Source organism: Paenibacillus sp. FSL R5-0928 (assembly GCF_037970385.1).
GTDB lineage: Bacteria > Bacillota > Bacilli > Paenibacillales > Paenibacillaceae > Paenibacillus_AQ > Paenibacillus_AQ odorifer.
The window spans coordinates 983,748-999,812 of the sequence record NZ_CP150225.1 but is presented as its reverse complement, the minus strand read 5'-3'; the positions used below and the strand labels follow the sequence as shown (position 1 = coordinate 999,812).

13 protein-coding genes are annotated in these 16,065 nt (G+C 45.1%); 7 read left to right on the top strand and 6 right to left on the bottom strand.

Annotated features, from left to right (window positions below; genetic code table 11):
- Nucleotides 1–16 precede the first annotated feature (16 nt).
- The 3 genes from MKZ16_RS04330 to MKZ16_RS04320 form a co-directional block, all read right to left on the bottom strand.
- The gene (locus MKZ16_RS04330) at nucleotides 17–1,594 is read right to left on the bottom strand and encodes a DUF3502 domain-containing protein (RefSeq protein ID WP_076105428.1); all 1,578 of its coding nucleotides are present in this window, start codon (nucleotides 1,592–1,594) and stop codon (nucleotides 17–19) included.
- Nucleotides 1,595–1,674: 80 nt separating this feature from the next.
- Nucleotides 1,675–2,571, bottom strand: a complete 897-nt coding sequence (locus MKZ16_RS04325; RefSeq protein ID WP_076105429.1) for a carbohydrate ABC transporter permease — start codon at nucleotides 2,569–2,571, stop codon at nucleotides 1,675–1,677.
- A gap of 28 nt (nucleotides 2,572–2,599) precedes the next feature.
- On the bottom strand, nucleotides 2,600–3,544 hold the full coding sequence (locus tag MKZ16_RS04320; RefSeq protein ID WP_305953532.1) for an ABC transporter permease subunit: 945 nt from the start codon (nucleotides 3,542–3,544) through the stop codon (nucleotides 2,600–2,602).
- A 642-nt stretch (nucleotides 3,545–4,186) separates the two neighbouring features.
- Here MKZ16_RS04320 and bglX point away from each other — a divergent pair.
- From bglX to MKZ16_RS04300, 4 genes are all read left to right on the top strand, one after another.
- Complete coding sequence (bglX, locus tag MKZ16_RS04315; protein WP_076105430.1) at nucleotides 4,187–6,346, top strand: beta-glucosidase BglX; 2,160 nt, start codon at nucleotides 4,187–4,189, stop codon at nucleotides 6,344–6,346.
- A 116-nt stretch (nucleotides 6,347–6,462) separates the two neighbouring features.
- A complete protein-coding gene (locus tag MKZ16_RS04310) occupies nucleotides 6,463–7,431 on the top strand; it encodes a metallophosphoesterase family protein (protein WP_076105431.1) in 969 nt (322 codons plus the stop codon).
- A 186-nt stretch (nucleotides 7,432–7,617) separates the two neighbouring features.
- Nucleotides 7,618–8,370: a 3'-5' exonuclease gene (locus MKZ16_RS04305; RefSeq protein ID WP_036686897.1), complete on the top strand. Its 753-nt coding sequence runs from the start codon at nucleotides 7,618–7,620 to the stop codon at nucleotides 8,368–8,370.
- Between the two features lie 176 nt (nucleotides 8,371–8,546).
- A complete protein-coding gene (locus tag MKZ16_RS04300; RefSeq protein WP_235219544.1) occupies nucleotides 8,547–9,299 on the top strand; it encodes a MerR family transcriptional regulator in 753 nt (250 codons plus the stop codon).
- An 83-nt stretch (nucleotides 9,300–9,382) separates the two neighbouring features.
- On the opposite strand, the gene aroD is transcribed toward MKZ16_RS04300, so the two are convergent.
- Complete coding sequence (gene aroD / locus MKZ16_RS04295) at nucleotides 9,383–10,147, bottom strand: type I 3-dehydroquinate dehydratase (protein WP_076105432.1); 765 nt, start codon at nucleotides 10,145–10,147, stop codon at nucleotides 9,383–9,385.
- A 61-nt stretch (nucleotides 10,148–10,208) separates the two neighbouring features.
- Nucleotides 10,209–11,138, bottom strand: coding sequence for a ribokinase (gene rbsK / locus MKZ16_RS04290; protein WP_218641970.1), 930 nt, complete (start codon nucleotides 11,136–11,138; stop codon nucleotides 10,209–10,211).
- 255 nt (nucleotides 11,139–11,393) lie between these two features.
- Here rbsK and glgP point away from each other — a divergent pair, with 255 nt between their 5' ends.
- Together glgP and katA are read left to right on the top strand one after the other, a co-directional pair.
- A complete protein-coding gene (glgP, locus tag MKZ16_RS04285; RefSeq protein ID WP_076105434.1) occupies nucleotides 11,394–13,010 on the top strand; it encodes an alpha-glucan family phosphorylase in 1,617 nt (538 codons plus the stop codon).
- A 262-nt stretch (nucleotides 13,011–13,272) separates the two neighbouring features.
- Nucleotides 13,273–14,730 carry a catalase KatA gene (gene katA / locus MKZ16_RS04280; RefSeq protein ID WP_076105435.1) on the top strand — a complete coding sequence of 486 codons (1,458 nt, stop codon included), beginning with the start codon at nucleotides 13,273–13,275 and terminating at the stop codon, nucleotides 14,728–14,730.
- Between the two features lie 151 nt (nucleotides 14,731–14,881).
- Here the strand turns inward: katA and MKZ16_RS04275 are convergent, their stop codons facing one another.
- On the bottom strand, nucleotides 14,882–15,076 hold the full coding sequence (locus MKZ16_RS04275; RefSeq protein WP_036686883.1) for a sporulation protein Cse60: 195 nt from the start codon (nucleotides 15,074–15,076) through the stop codon (nucleotides 14,882–14,884).
- A 396-nt stretch (nucleotides 15,077–15,472) separates the two neighbouring features.
- Between MKZ16_RS04275 and MKZ16_RS04270 the strand changes: the two genes are divergently transcribed.
- Nucleotides 15,473–15,928: a GreA/GreB family elongation factor gene (locus MKZ16_RS04270; protein ID WP_036686880.1), complete on the top strand. Its 456-nt coding sequence runs from the start codon at nucleotides 15,473–15,475 to the stop codon at nucleotides 15,926–15,928.
- The last annotated feature ends 137 nt before the right edge of the window (nucleotides 15,929–16,065 follow it).

Sequence of the window (16,065 nt, the reverse complement as noted above, 5' to 3'; positions counted from 1 at the left end):
CACCCCTTAACTTTCTTTAGTTGACAGGAACAAACGCAGCCAATTGCTTCTCTACTTCGGCAATGACCTTGTCAACTCCTGCTTTTTTCAGCTGATCGCGGTACTCCGCAACAGCTGCTTTTGGATCTTTGCTTGTTTTACCAAGCATCAATTGAATACCGAGCTGTGAATTCACGTTGGAAATCGAAGCAATTTCAGTTGTAACATTGGTTGGATCAAAGCTGAAGCCATTGTAAGGATCATCGATAGCCACTTTATCCCATTCTGCGAATAAGGAGTTACGGATTGGGTTTTCTGTATCCGTAGGAACTACGAATTTGTCATTACGAAGTGACCAAGCAGCGAAACCTCCGCCGTCCGTTTTATCGTTGAAGCCTGCAGGCTGCTTTTTAACACCATTTTCCATCACATATTGTTTGCCTTCAATACCGTTTTGGATGAGGTTGTAGTAGCTTTCATCGGTCATGAACTTCTCAATCACCATCAGAGCGCGCTCTGGATTAGCTGAGTTCGTGCTGATTACAGTCGAGTTGTCAACGCCCATTTTACGTTTGATCTTCTTATTGGCTTCCGCAAAAGTAAAGAAGTAAGGATCTGATTCCGGTTGTGCCTTCAAATCCGCACCGTATTGGCCGATCCAGTCCTGAGCATGAGTCAAATAACCTGCGGAGTTAGCTGCTCTGAAGTTATCCTTGCTGCCTAGGGTTGCAGACAGCACATCTTTACTCCAGTAGCCCTTATCCGCCCATTCACGCATCTTCACAGCCCAATCTTCAAATTCCTGAGTGAAGGCTGGATGGAAGACAGTCTTGTAGTCCTCTGGACTTTTAGTCACAAGATTCAGCTCATTCAAAGATATACCAGGAGCGTTAAGCCACATCCCTGTAGTATCTACGAGCATTCTGAACATATTGGCTGCATCTTCTGCCTTGCCGTTAATTGGCGGGAAGGACTCATTAGCAACCACATTATCCATGTATTTAACCATATCATCAATGGAAGTGATTTTGTCCATTCCATATTTTTTCAGCAAGTCAGAACGATAGGCATAACCGGCAGGTGTGTATTCGCTATAAAGACTTGGTACACCATAAATTTTGCCTTTGTATTTTGTATTTTCCCACACACTTTCCGGGATTTCCGCTTTCAGCTTAGGAGCAACTTTATCCAGCATATCTGTAAGGTCCACTAGAGCGCCTTCACTAGCCAATGTGAAATAAGATACCGGAGCTCCGGGAGATGCATGCGACATATCAAATTCTTCGCCTGAAGCAAAAAGCAGCGGGTACTTAGTAGCGATATCCGGCCAGTCAATATACTTCACTTCAATCGTAGCGTTTAGGTCAGCCTTGAGCTTCTTGTTAATCTCAGCGAGGATTTCTTTATTTTTAACTCCTTCGCTGCCCCACAGGTAGTACACCAGCTTAGCTTCCTTGGAAGTATCCACTCCGCCTGCATTGGCTGAAGCCTCTGGAGCTTTCGTGGCTGCCGGATCATTACTCGGCTCATTGTTGTTCTTGGATGTGCAGGCTGTCAGTGCTCCAGTAAGCATGAGGACAGCAATTAAAGAAGACGCGATCTTTTTACCTTTCATTTAGGTAAGCCTCCCTTTTCTCTTCTATTTATGAAACTTTCATTTATAATAAACGCTCTTCGAAAAGAAGATTGCGTCCATTAACCCTTTACTGCCCCGATGGTGAGGCCTGTTACGAAATAACGCTGTACAAATGGATACAGGAGAATAATCGGTCCAGTGGCCAGCACAGCTGTAGCCATCTTGATGGATTGCGTCGGAAGATCAGCAGTATTGATGACCGCTCCCGAGTTGATTAGCGCTCCTAAGTTCGTCTGATTGACCATTCGCTGCAAAAAGTATTGGAGCGGATATTTCGTCGGACTGTCAATATACAACATCCCGTTATACCACTCATTCCAAAAGCCTAGTGCTGAGAAAAGCCCAATAGTAGCCAAGGATGGAACCGCCAGCGGAATAAATATCCGCCAATAGATGCGAAAGTCGCCAGCACCGTCAATGGTAGCGGATTCATATAAGGAATCCGGAATCGCCTTCATGAAATTACGCATCAGGAAGATGGACCATGCACCAACTACACCCGGAAGAATCATGGCGAATAAGCTGTCCTTCATATGCAGGTGCTTAACCATCAGGATGTATGTCGGAATCAAGCCGCCACTGAATAGTGTTGTAAAGTAAATCAAGAAGGAAAAGAAGTTGCGGTACTTGAAATCCTTACGGTTGAGCACGAATCCGGCCATCGACATCATAAACAGTCCGAGTACCGTACCCACTACGGTAATGAAGATAGTTACCTGATAAGCATTCACCAGCTGAGTAGAGTTGTTGAATAGCATCTCGTAAGCCTTAAAGGAAAATGCCTTCGGCAGCAGCTTGTAACCTTCACGAACAATTTCCTGCTCGTTCATGAACGATGAGGAGATCATCAACGCGAAGGGAAATAAACAGAATAGCGCAAAGATAGCGATACAGATATAACTGACTGCTTTTATGAGAATGCTTCCGGAATCCTGTTTGATTGTACTCTTTTCCATATTTATCACCCCTGTTTCGTGTCTAGTCTTAGAACAAAGCGCTGTCCGGTTCTACCTTGCGTACAATAAAGTTAACTACAAGCACCAGGATCAGACCGAATAAGGATTGGTAGAAGCCCACTGCGGCACCCATAGAGAAGTTGAATTGTCCCACCAGTGAACGGAAGACATAGGTATCGATGATATCTGTCTGCGGATACAGTACAGAGTTCGTACCGATCAGATTATAGAAAAGGTCAAAGGATCCCTTGAGAATTCCACCCATACCGAACAGTAGAAGCAGAATAAAGGTTGGCTTCAGAATCGGCAAGGTCATATAACGGATTCGCTGCCAGGTAGTCGCTCCATCCATATAAGCAGCCTCGTACAGATCATGATTAATCCCTGTGATCGTTGCCAGATAAACAATCATTCCATATCCGGTACCCGCCCAGATCTTGAAAGCCACAATAATATATTTCCAGATGCCCGGATCGGAATAGAACTCGTAACGGTCTAGCCCCATTCCAGTTAACATCGTATTGATAAACCCGGAATTGAAATTGAATATATTGTAGGCAAACACACCGACGATAACCATGGAGATGAAATTCGGTAACAGGATAACGGATTGTGATATTTTTTTGAACCACTTGCCTGAGATCTCAGACAACATAATGGCAAATACTATTTGAATGATATTACCTAATGCTAGAAAGACGATATTATAGAGCAGCGTATTCTTGGTAATATTCCATAGATCCCCATTTTGAACCAGAAACTCAAAGTTCTTAAGTCCGATAAAGTTACTTCCAAAAATCCCCTTATTGAGCTTGTAATCTACAAATGCGACGTAAGCTCCAGGCATTACAGCATAGTGAAAGATAACGAAATATACGATTACAGGCAGCAACATTAGAAAAAGAACTTTGTTCTTAATGACTTCCCGAACAATGTTTCCACCCACAAGCTTCAGTCTCGCCAAAGTGCCCACCTCCAATTTGAAAGATGCATTCAGTCACATGCATAAATTACCTTCCTTTCTTGTCCAGCAGCCAGAATAAAAACAGTTTGCCCAACCTTCAAAAAAAAGTGTATCGAGTGTTGTAGAAACGTTTCCAGTGTTTCTGTAAAACTCTCTGTGTGAGAAGCATACTCCCAAAATGTATGCGCTGTCAATTTATTTTATTTTCGAATTACAAGTACTAAAGTTACACATTTCACGTAAAAAAATATAAATTAGCTGTTTTTCCAAAGGCGATTGACTTTTTTTGGTGTTCAGACTAATATCGAGGTGTATCGTTTGTGGAAACGTTTTTATACTTTTCTTTCATAGACATGTCAGTCTCCATATGTAACATCTTAATGATGCAATCCTCTTCTGATTTAATTCATGCCTCATCCTGTATCCGAAGAGAGAACTGCTATGATTTTCACAACAAATGAACCTGAATATAGCTCAGGCCCATTCCGCATCTCGGAGCTGCGTGCCAGGAGAGTTAACGGTTCACTCCCATCCTTATCGCCTTTATAACGTAAGTTTTGCCAATAAAATCAAGCTTGCGCTGCCCGGCGGGGAAGTACACATCTATTTAACAAACTAACTTTCAATGCGCTCACGAGGAAGGAGTTAACCATGACTAAAACGTTTATCCAAGATCTTGTGAACGATATGACCCTGGACGAAAAGCTGGCCCAATTAACCCAGCTAGGTCCTCACTATTGGGGTTTGGACGATACCGTGGATTTAACCGGACCATTTAAGGAACTGAACATTAAGCCGCAGGTAATGGAGAGTATCGGAAGTGTTCTTAACGGTATTGGAGCCCGGAATGTAATCGAGCAGCAGACCCGGCATTTGCAAACCAGCAGACAAAAGATTCCTCTGCTCTTCATGGCGGATGTCATTCACGGCTACCGGACCATCCTCCCGATTCCGCTGGCCATGGGCAGCAGCTTTGACCTTGAAGCCTGTGAAAGGTTTGCTGAAATCGCCGCCAAGGAGAGTGCGGCTGCCGGCATTCACGTCACCTTCTCGCCCATGACTGATCTCGTACGCGACCCGCGCTGGGGACGCGTCATGGAGACATCTGGTGAGGATCCCTATCTGAATGCCCGTGTCACCGAAAGTATGGTGCGGGGTTATCAGGGCAAAGACCTAAAAGAAAAAGGACGCATCGCTGCCTGTGTGAAGCATTTCGCTGGTTACGGTGCTCCCGAAGGCGGACGGGAATACAACACGGTGGATATGTCCTCTGGCGTATTGCGTGAGTTCTACCTGCCAGCCTATAAGGCTGCCGTAGATGCTGGTGTGGCCATGGTGATGGCCGCATTTAATACCATTGACCGTATCCCGGCAAGTGGTAATTCCGAGCTTCTTCGCGGGATTTTACGGGAAGAATGGGGCTTCAACGGCGTTACCATCGCCGATTTCAATTCCGTTAATGAGCTGATTCCCCATGGCGCCGCGATAGATGGCCGTGAGGCAGCGGAGAAAAGTCTGGCTGCTGGGCTGGATATTGAAATGATGTCCACTCACTATCTAAACCACGGCGCTGCTCTGGTCGAGGAAGGAAAGCTTGATATCGCCTTGATCGATGAAGCCGTTATCCGGGTGCTTGAGCTCAAGGACGCGCTTGGCTTGTTCGATAATCCATTTAAGGATGCAGATCCGCTGGTGGATGAGGCTCCGAAACCTAGCGCGGAGCATCTGCAGGCTGCACGGGAGCTTGGAGCTAGCTCAGTTGTACTGCTCAAAAACGACAATGATGCTTTGCCCCTTAAACGTGGCATGAAGATTGGTCTGGCTGGTCCTTTCGCCACCTCCATTCATGTACTGGGCGGTTGGGCCGGGACAGAAAAAGATCCGGCTGTATCACTCTACACCGGCATTTCGCAAAAAACATCTGCCGAAAATATTTTCACGGCCATGACTGGTGAGCTGGGAAGCATGCTTGAGGGTGTTTTTGATGTGGAGGATGAAATTGAGGATGCCTACCAAGCGCTGAAGGATTGTGATGTAATTCTCGCCGCTGTCGGTGAGAATCAGCAGGATACCGGGGAAGGCGGAAGCAAATCCAATCTCCGCCTATCGGCCAATCAGGAGAAGCTGATCTGGCGTCTGAAGGATACCGGAAAAAAGATCATCACCATTGTATTCAGCGGCAGACCACTGGAGCTGAAACCCGTTCTTGATGCCAGCGACGCTCTGCTGCAGGCTTGGTTTCTGGGTACAGAGTCAGGAAATTCACTGGCCGATGTGCTGTTCGGAGATTATAATCCTTCCGGACGTTTATCGATGAGCTTCCCCTACTCGGTTGGGCAAATTCCGGTCTATTACAATGCGTATCAAACGGGACGACCTTATGATTCTAAGTATCCTAATGTGCGTTACGTGACCCGTTATCTGGACTGCCCGAATGACCCGCTGTTCTGTTTTGGTTATGGCCTGAGCTATTCCAAGTTTGCTTACAACAGCTTCAATGTTGAAGCTGCGGATCGGGTGGTTGCCTCCATTGAAGTAGAGAATACTTCGGACATCGCCGGCAAGGAAACCGTTCAGCTCTACATCCACGACGTCAGCGCAAGTGTCGTGCGCCCGGTCAAGGAACTGAAAGGTTTCCAGCAGATAACACTCGCACCGCATGAGAAACAGGTGGTTTCTTTCGAAATCACCAGAGAAATGTTAATGTTCTACGGGAAAGACGATCAGTTGGTCTTCGAGCCTGGAGAATATGATATTATGATCGGTAGAAACTCTGGAGATCATTGCACTCAGCGGATCTGGATCGGCTGACCTGCGTATAGCTATGCTTCTAACGACGTCATCCCTCAACGCCCTCTTAGCGCAATGAGTGGTTGGCGCCTCCACAGCTTGCTATTCAATATTCGATAGTAAGGGAGATTATTCTAATGAGACACAGTTTATCATTTCAGCAAGATGGCACTTTTAAAATCGTACAATTTACCGATCTGCACTGGATGGATGGAAGAGCTGAGGATCAGCTTACCGAGGCACTGATGGAACGCATTCTGGATGCGGAACAACCTGATCTTGTAGTTTTCACGGGAGATCTTATTTACACGGGTCCTGTATCGCCGGGAAACAAAGCATGCGAGCACCCCGCACAAGCTTTTCGTGAGGCTGTCGCTGCCGTGGAGAGATCCGGCATCCCTTGGACCTTTGTATTTGGCAACCATGACACAGAAACTCTGATTTCAAAGAGTGAACTGATGCAAATTGCTCTGGAACATCCCCACTGCCTGACCGAAGCCGGCCCAGAAGAGCTGGAAGGCTCGGGCAATTACACTCTTGAAATTAAAGATCAGGAAGACCACTCGGCCGCTATTTTGTATTTTCTGGATTCTGGCGGCTACTCCGAGTATGAGGATATCCCGGGCTACAATTGGATTGGGCGGAATCAGATCAACTGGCTGACGGCTGAATCTGCGCGGTTGAATCCGAAGAGTGCTGAGAACAGGCTGCCTGCCTTGGCTTTCTTCCATATCCCAATTCCTGAATATCGGGATGTCTGGTCTACACAAGTCTGTCATGGGCATAAGTTTGAGCGTGTATGCTCACCTGAGGTGAACTCGGGCTTATTCTCGGCTTTGCTGGAAATGGGTGATGTGCTTGGCACCTTCTGCGGACATGACCATATCAACGATTTTAGCGGCAACCTGTATGGCATACGTCTTTCTTATGGCCGTGCTACCGGCTACAATACTTATGGAAAAGAAGGCTTTATGCGGGGAGCACGCGTCATAGAACTGGTCAAAGGCACCCAAGACTTCAATACCTGGCTTCGTCTTGATGACGGATCTGTTATAAATGAACAGCCGATTCATATGCCTGAACCTGCTGCCGATTCAGGACATTAATCTTTTATAGGATTAAATTTAAATACTGATTAAATGAACCAGTGCACAAATGTTGTGCTGGTTCATTTTTTTGTGCAAATATTAGCTTGTCTCCATATTCCCCATTACATCACTTTTTTTGTTAAAATAGAGAAGTCGACGTATTAAGCACTACAGCGTCAGTCATGGAAACGGAGGCAAGTACCTGTGGATTATATTATTCTGGACATCGAATTCAACGGCCGTAAGTTTGCCAGCGAGCACCCTATGGAGGTCATTGAGATTGGAGCCGTCCGGTTAGACTCTTCATTGCAGTATAAGGATGAATTTTCTTCCTTGATCAAACCTATATATTTCTCCACCCTGAATTCCTTTATTAAGAAAAAAACGGGTATCCCTCAAGAGGAAATTGACATTGCCGCCCGCTTCCCCAAAGTCATCACTGCTTTTAGAGAGTGGCTTGATCTAAGTACAGACGGAGTTCTGCTGCTTACCTGGGGTGGCGAAGACATGAAGCGAATCATTCAGGATGTGCGCATGCACAAGATGGACGAATCCTACTGGATGTCCGCCACGTATTTCGATTTGCTCAAAGGAGTTCTGCGTGCGCGTGGCCTTAGCAATGATGTCAGCGTGGAAAGCGCGATGGCATTGTTTGAGCTTGAGCCTACTGGATCCGCACACCGGGCGCTGGATGATGCACGGATGACGTCAGAGATCTTCCGCGCCGTATTTAAGGATCTGGATTTTGAGCGTTCACAGCATTACGTAGATACCTTCTCCAATGCCAAAGAACGCAAAACAGTTAAGGTAGCCATTAAGGCTATGACCTCACAAAAAATTGTACCTACCTGGGACCTTGTCGTGGAACACTACTTCTCAGACAAAGCAACCCTTGCGGACCCTCGCAAGCTGGAGGAATTGCACAATTATTTCACAGCACAAATGGGCCATAAATAAATTCAGGCAGCAGCAAAGCTCAACATTATAGACTTATTCATAGTAGCGGCAGACTTCCCCATGATCATTCAGAGGGTAGCTGCCGCTGTTTTGGATATGCTAAAAAAACCATTTGACCTTCACGTTACGTAAAGGTGTACATTTGAATTGTAGGAGGTGATACTACGGAATACACAGTGCAGAAGCTCGCAGAGTTAGCTGGAATCAGCACACGGACCCTGCGCTACTACGATGAGTTTGGCATTCTTAAGCCGGCGAGAATCAACTCTTCAGGGTATCGTATCTATGGCCGTACCGAAGTAGATCTACTACAGCAAATTTTGTTTTATCGGGAGCTTGGCTTAAGTCTGGAACGTATCAAGGCTATTATGACAGAGCCCTCATTCGACGGAGCCAAAGCGCTGCGGGAGCATCATGACAAGCTACTGGAAAAAAGACAGCAATTAGATCTATTAATCGCTAACGTCGAAAAGACGCTGGCTCAAAAAGAAGGGAGAATTACCATGAGTGATACTGAAAAATTCGAAGGCTTTAAGCAAAAGCTGGTAGATGATAACGAAAAGAAATATGGCCAAGAAATAAGGGAGAAATACGGAGATGACACCATTAATCAATCCAACCAAAAGCTTAAAGGGATGACAGAAGAACAATATGCAGCTATACAACAGCTTGAGGAAGAGATGTTCGAAACGCTCTTGCAAGCGATGGAGCATGGAGATCCTGCCAGTATATTGGCGCAAAAAAGTGCTGACCTACACCGTGAGTGGCTCTCCTTCTACTGGAATTCCTATTCCAAAGAAGCTCATGCTGGTGTTGCACAATTGTATGTTGATGATGAACGTTTTACCGAATACTATGACAAGCGCCACCCTGGACTCGCTGCGTTTCTAAGAGATGCCGTACATGTATATACGGGAAAAAATGCGTAAGCGCACGAACAATACTTTAAAATAGAAAAAGGCATCCGGATAATCCGGACGCCTTTTTTTGCGGCAATATCAATCAGCAGAAATCACAGACTGCGGTGCAACAGCGACAATGTATTTCGAAGCTCAACCACAGCTACCTGTCCAGGTGCAGAAGGTTTATGTGCAGCTCCGAAGGTAAGCGCTGAACCGAAAATTTCACCAGCTAAACGGCTGATCACCCCGGCTCCCGCCATAGACATCGTTATAATCGGACGGTCTGCATATTTTTCCTTCATGATGTGTGTAGCTTCCAGCAAAGTTAGCACATCGCCTGCATCTTGGGGCATAACTGCAATTTTGGGCAAATCCCCGCCAAGCTCCTGCGCCTTGCATAACCGCGAGATGATCTCCTCTTTAGGAGGTGTTCCATGAAAATCATGATTTGAAATAATGACAGATACATTATGAGTATGAGCAGCTTCGACCAATAGCTTTACATCCTGCTCATCATTAAATAATTCAACATCTATTATATCTACTAGACCGCTCTCGGCAGCAGCTTTATTCAGTGCTGTGTAATATTCCGTGCTGACTTGCTTCTCTCCGCCTTCTTTTGCACTCCGAAAAGTGAAAATCAGCGGTAAATCTGGAATCACAGAACAGATTTCGCTTAGTGCGTTCTTAACAGCTGCAACGTCTTCCACTTCAGCAAAAAAATCCGTCCGCCACTCCACCAAATCAGGTTGCAGTACTTTCAGCGCTTCCGCTTCCTGCTTCAGCTCAGACAAGGTCGCTCCAATTAGCGGAACACATATCTTAGGGATTCCTTCGCCGATGATCACATTTTTAACGGTTACTGTTCTGCTCATTATTTAAGCTCCTTATCCTATCTTATCTAGTATAGATCTTGAGTATCCTGTACTGTCTATTCTACAGCGAATTACGTTTTAGAAACTGCTCTACCTCGGACAACTGCGGCAATGAAGGGATCGCCCCTTCTTTCCCTACAGCCAATGCACCTACAGCATTAGCGAAGCTCACAGCTTCCTCCAAAGTCTTTCCTAAGACCAGCTGCTGGGCTAATGCGCCATTAAATGAGTCACCGGCAGCAACTGTATCTACCGCCTTTACCGGGAAGCCTGGAACAGCCTTGGCACCTTCAGCATTCACAATCAGGGCACCTTTTGAACCCAAGGTTACGATAACGTTCTGTACTCCTTTTTGCAGCAAAATACGGGCTGCCTGCTCAGCAGTCTCTGCGCTATCCACAGTCATTCCGGACAAAATCCCGGCTTCTGTCTCATTAGGTGTCAGGTAAGATACCTGAGCCAGCATCTCATCCTTTAGCACTCTAGCTGGTGCAGGATTAAGGATGACCGGAATCCTCTTACGATGGGCAATCGCAATCGCCTGCTCACTCATCGCCAGATCCATTTCAAGCTGCAGCACAATGATCTTAGCCTGGCTAATCACAGCCTCCAATGCCTGAATATCCTCTACCGTAAGCTCAATATTCGCTCCAGGTACCACGATAATCCGATTTTCTCCATCTTCTTCAATAACGATCGAAGCGACTCCTGTTGCCTGATGTTCACTTACAGAAATATGCTCTATATGAATGCCTTCATTCCTGATAATCTCCAGCATTTCGCTACCAAAGGTATCTTTTCCAACTCTTCCGATCATACTAACCTCTGCACCCAGACGTGCTGCGGCAACGGCCTGATTTGCCCCTTTTCCGCCAGGAGATAGAGCAAAGGCTTGTCCAATTAGGGTTTCTCCAGCATCCGGTGACCGGTTTGTACGTACTACCATGTCCATATTCAAGCTTCCAATCACAACTATATCCAACTTAGACACCACCATTAATTATTTCTTCAATCTCTTTATCTTAGGGGCTTCTGTCCACTTTATCAATCAATTCCGCTCAATTGGATTCAAAATGGTGGTTTTCACCAAATTGACGTTATGCTTTTATTCATCGAGTGTGCTAGAATAGTGGTGCAATCGCTTCCACAATGATTGCTGCACTATTTTGAGCAAACGTTTGCACCTGAGATAATGCCCGCAGCTTCACTGCAATTCAATCTAATCCGTGATTAGGAGGCTTATCAAGTGAACGAACAAAAATTACCGTCAGTCGCTTATTTTAGTATGGAGTACGGGCTGCATTCCGATTTCAAAATGTATGCCGGAGGTCTGGGCATTCTTGCCGGAGACTACATTAAGGGTGCAAAAGATATCAACGCCCCTATCATCCCTATTGGGCTGAAGTGGAAACAAGGTTACACGGACCAAAAGATTGATGCAAACGGCAATCCGTACGACTCCTATCACAATTATGTTTATGAGTTTCTTGAAGATACAGGGGTTAAGGTAACTGTTAAAGTCCGAAAAACCGATGTGGTATGCAAAGTATGGAAAACTGATTATTTTGGCAACAGCACATTGTATTTACTGGATACAGATATACCCGAGAATAATGATGCCTGGATCACAGGCCAATTGTATGGTTGGTTCGGCGAAGAACGGATCGCACAAGAGATCGTGCTTGGGATTGGTGGAGTCAAGGCTATGCGTGCGCTGCAAATCCCTATTGATGTCTATCACTTCAATGAGGGTCATGCGGCTCTAGCGGCTATCGAGCTAATCCGTGAAAAAATGTCCGGAGGCCATACCTTCGAAGAAGCTTGGAAAGCGACTCGCGAAGAAGTAGTATTCACTACCCACACACCAATCAAAGAAGGCAACGAAACCCATCCTCTCGACCGACTTGAGTATATGAGTGCGTTCAACGGCTTAACCCGTGACCAGATAGAGCGGATCGGCGGCGAGCCATTTAATATGACGGTTGCAGGTCTAAGGCTGTCACGTATCTCCAACGCAGTTGCCCAGCTACACGCCGATACGGCTAATAAAATGTGGAAGGAAGTAGCCGGAAGATCAGAAATTATAGGCATTACTAATGCCATCCATACTCCTACCTGGGTAGATGAAAGAATGACGCAAGCCTACGAACAAGATGGCGACTTATGGGCAGTGCATAAAGAAATCAAGGGAGAACTGATCCAGTTCATCAAAGAACGTTCCGGCATTAGCTTAAATGCTGACAATCTACTCATTGGCTTCTCACGCAGAGCAGCTCCATATAAACGAAGCGACCTGATCTTCTCGCAGCCAGAAATTATCGAACCTTATCTGGAGTCTGGAAAGATACAAATTGTATTCTCCGGCAAAGCGCACCCACTCGATGATAACGGTAAAAAAATCGTCAGCAACCTAGTAGCGATGATGAAAAAGTATCCAAAGAGTGTGGTGTTCCTCGAGAATTACGATATGACGATTGGCGCCCAGCTGACGCGCGGTGCCGATATTTGGCTCAACAATCCACGTAGACCATTGGAAGCCAGCGGCACCTCCGGGATGAAAGCAGCTATGAACGGTGTATTGAACTGTTCTATTCTGGATGGCTGGTGGCCGGAAGCCTGCATCGATGGTGAGAATGGCTGGCAGATTGGAGACGGCTTCGAAACTACAGACTTTGAGGTGCTGGATAAGCATGATAGTGATGCACTGTACGACACCTTATTGAAACGTGTGCTCCCAACCTTTTACGAGAATCGTAAACAATGGGTGCAAATGATGAAAAAGAGTATCGAAACCACCCGTACGGAGTTTGCCACCAAAAGAATGCTAGATGAATATTACAACAGAATGTACATTAAAGCCTAAGTACAAGAACCGAATATCTTCTATATCAAAAAATGCAGCGCACCCCTCCAGTGATGGTAGGGATGCGCTGTTTCTTTTTTAATTCTGCTAAGCAATTAATCACTTTGTCTATCATATATATCTGAATGTGCCAAAGATGTTATGACGATTCCCACATATTGTAATGTGTCAATTATTTAAAAAGTGTTGCAATTTCTTTAAAAAACATTAATATAGAACTTATACTAAATCTAAAATCAAATCTCATGAGGTGATTCTATTAATGAGCTCCAATAATAATAATCTTAGAACCAGCTGGGGTGCTCCAGTTGGCGACAATCAGAATTCAATGACAGCCGGTGACCGCGGTCCCACTTTGCTGCAAGATGTCCATCTGCTTGAGAAATTAGCCCACTTTAACAGAGAACGTGTTCCTGAACGTGTCGTTCATGCTAAAGGTGCTGGCGCTCACGGGTATTTTGAAGTTACAAAAGATCTGACCCAATACACAAAAGCTAACTTTTTGTCTGAAGTAGGCAAACGTACACCGTTGTTCATTCGTTTTTCTACTGTAGCTGGTGAATTAGGTTCTGCTGATACCGTACGCGACCCTCGTGGTTTTGCCGTGAAGTTCTATACTGAAGAAGGAAACTATGATCTCGTAGGTAACAATACGCCTGTATTCTTCGTTCGTGATGCGATTAAATTCCCGGACTTTATTCATACACAGAAACGTGATCCACAGACACATCTGAAGAACCCGAATGCTGTATGGGACTTCTGGTCTTTATCGCCTGAATCTCTGCATCAGGTAACGATTTTGATGTCGGATCGCGGAATTCCAGCTACGCTGAGACATATGCATGGGTTTGGTAGCCATACCTTCAAGTGGGTAAATGCCGAGGGTAATACAGTCTGGGTGAAATACCATTTCAAAACAGAACAAGGCATTAAGAATCTAGATGCAGACCTTGCTTCCAAAATCGCTGGGGAAAACCCGGATTATCATACAGAAGACTTGTTCAATGCTATTGATAAAGGAGATTTCCCTGCTTGGAAGCTCTACGTGCAAATTATGCCGATCGAGGATGCGAAGACTTACCGTTTTGATCCATTTGATGTAACAAAGGTCTGGTCACAAAAAGATTATCCGTTAATCGAGGTTGGCCGTATGGTATTGGATCGCAATCCGGAGAACTACTTCGCTGAAGTAGAACAAGTCACATTCTCTCCCGGCTCTTTCGTTCCTGGTATTGAAGCTTCGCCGGATAAATTGCTACAAGGCCGTCTGTTCGCGTATGGTGATGCACACCGCCACCGGGTTGGCCCTAACCACAACAGCCTGCCTATCAACCGTCCAAAAGTAGAAGTGAAGAACTATCAACGTGATGGTGGCATGGCCTTGGGCAACAATGGCGGTTCCGGAGCCTATTACGAGCCTAACAGCTTAGGGGGACCAAAAGAATCACCGCAGCATAAGACATCGCCGTTCGAAGTCTCCGGATATGCGGATAGTGTCGCCTACAATAGTGACGATCACTATACACAACCAGGTGACTTGTACCGTCTAATGTCTGAAGAAGAACGTACCCGTCTAGTTCAAAACATCGTTGGCGCTATGACTCCTGTTGAAAGTAACGATATCAAACGTCGCCAGATTGAACATTTCTTTAAGGCTGATCCAGACTTGGGACAGCGTATCGCATCCGGTTTGGGTCTATCCGTACCAGACGGAATGTAAGACTGTAAATGCACTTATAAACTAAAGAGGACCTTTGCCCGTAGATGGGAAAGGTCCTCTTTTTACTAATTAGCTGAAAACATAATAAATGATGACAATCACAACGCACAGCGTAGAGACAATGGATAGACATGAAAAAAACGTGTTCCAGTTATTGCCTTTCATTTGTCTTATACACGACCAGTATAGTGGTTCTTTGGTGCTCTGCCCCATCACGTGATGATTTAACTACCGAACCGTAACAGATATTCACAATCTGTTCCTCCCGTAGTCCTGCCAGGAACTCATTAGCTTTATTCTCTGCATAAGAATTATCAGCATCTACAAACTCTTTAACTTGAATCATCCTGATCTCCTCCTTTAATAAATTAAGTAGTTATTTTATAGTTCTGGAATCTATATGTGAACTCAACGAAATGTACATGGCGTATCACTCCCCAGGTAACAATTAATGTAAAAATATCTTCAAAATACAGTATAGGCATTTCGCAGTTTTCTACGAAATGCCTATGCATCAGCCTATCATAGCACCCAAGTATGTAATAGTCAAAGGTTTTCATTACAATATTTAGAAGGTTTTAATTCCCCTTTTAAAATGGATTGGATTTACAAATAGAAGCTGGTATACTGATCAGAAGGTCTCCATTGGGGGACCTCTATTTGTATAGGAGGGATTTTAAGATGGCAACACACCATAACAAGTTTACAAGGAATGTGCTACTTAGAGGGGGTGAAATCTACTATGAACCATAGTCTTATCTATGAAGGCTCACGGACACAGCTGCTTCAGCAGCTTATCTATTTTGATGAAGAAAAAATCGCATTTCTAAATCAATACTTTCCGGTACGAAGCAAGGATAGAAGCAATGCTGAAACGCTGTTGTCCCGTTATTGCTCTGAGCTGGAACAATTACTAACTGAGTTTAATGGTGAAGATTTAAATTCTCAGGTCTTTATCGGAAGCCAGTTGCAGCTTCGTTACTTGGACGATAATACTACAGATATCTATACCATCGTATTTCCTAACCAAGCAGAACCTAATGATAACAAGATTTCTATGTTGTCACCTATAGGCATGCAGTTGCTGCTGGCTGAGCTCGGCAGTACTTGTCAGCTAGCGATTCCTTCAGGTCAACTAGAGGTGAAGATCGAAAGTATTAAGTTCGTGAATAATGGTGAGGTAGGCGTTCTTATATAAGGACGATCCCTTATAAACCCACTACAGCAGCGTCCCTTTCCTATATTAAGGAGGGGGGCGTTTCTATTATTTAAGTCTCCGTAAGATATGTCCAATTCCCTTTAACACAGGTCCCTCCCTAAATAAAAATCTCTAGT

Excerpts from the sequence above, each read along its gene's own strand:
- MKZ16_RS04330 (WP_076105428.1), bottom strand. The coding sequence starts at position 1,594 with ATGAAAGGTAAAAAGATCGCGTCTTCTTTAATTGCTGTCCTCATGCTT.
- MKZ16_RS04325 (WP_076105429.1), bottom strand. The coding sequence starts at position 2,571 with ATGGAAAAGAGTACAATCAAACAGGATTCCGGAAGCATTCTCATAAAA.
- bglX (WP_076105430.1), top strand. The coding sequence starts at position 4,187 with ATGACTAAAACGTTTATCCAAGATCTTGTGAACGATATGACCCTGGAC.
- MKZ16_RS04310 (WP_076105431.1), top strand. The coding sequence starts at position 6,463 with ATGAGACACAGTTTATCATTTCAGCAAGATGGCACTTTTAAAATCGTA.
- aroD (WP_076105432.1), bottom strand. The coding sequence starts at position 10,147 with ATGAGCAGAACAGTAACCGTTAAAAATGTGATCATCGGCGAAGGAATC.
- katA (WP_076105435.1), top strand. The coding sequence starts at position 13,273 with ATGAGCTCCAATAATAATAATCTTAGAACCAGCTGGGGTGCTCCAGTT.
- MKZ16_RS04275 (WP_036686883.1), bottom strand. The coding sequence starts at position 15,076 with ATGATTCAAGTTAAAGAGTTTGTAGATGCTGATAATTCTTATGCAGAG.
- MKZ16_RS04270 (WP_036686880.1), top strand. The coding sequence starts at position 15,473 with ATGAACCATAGTCTTATCTATGAAGGCTCACGGACACAGCTGCTTCAG.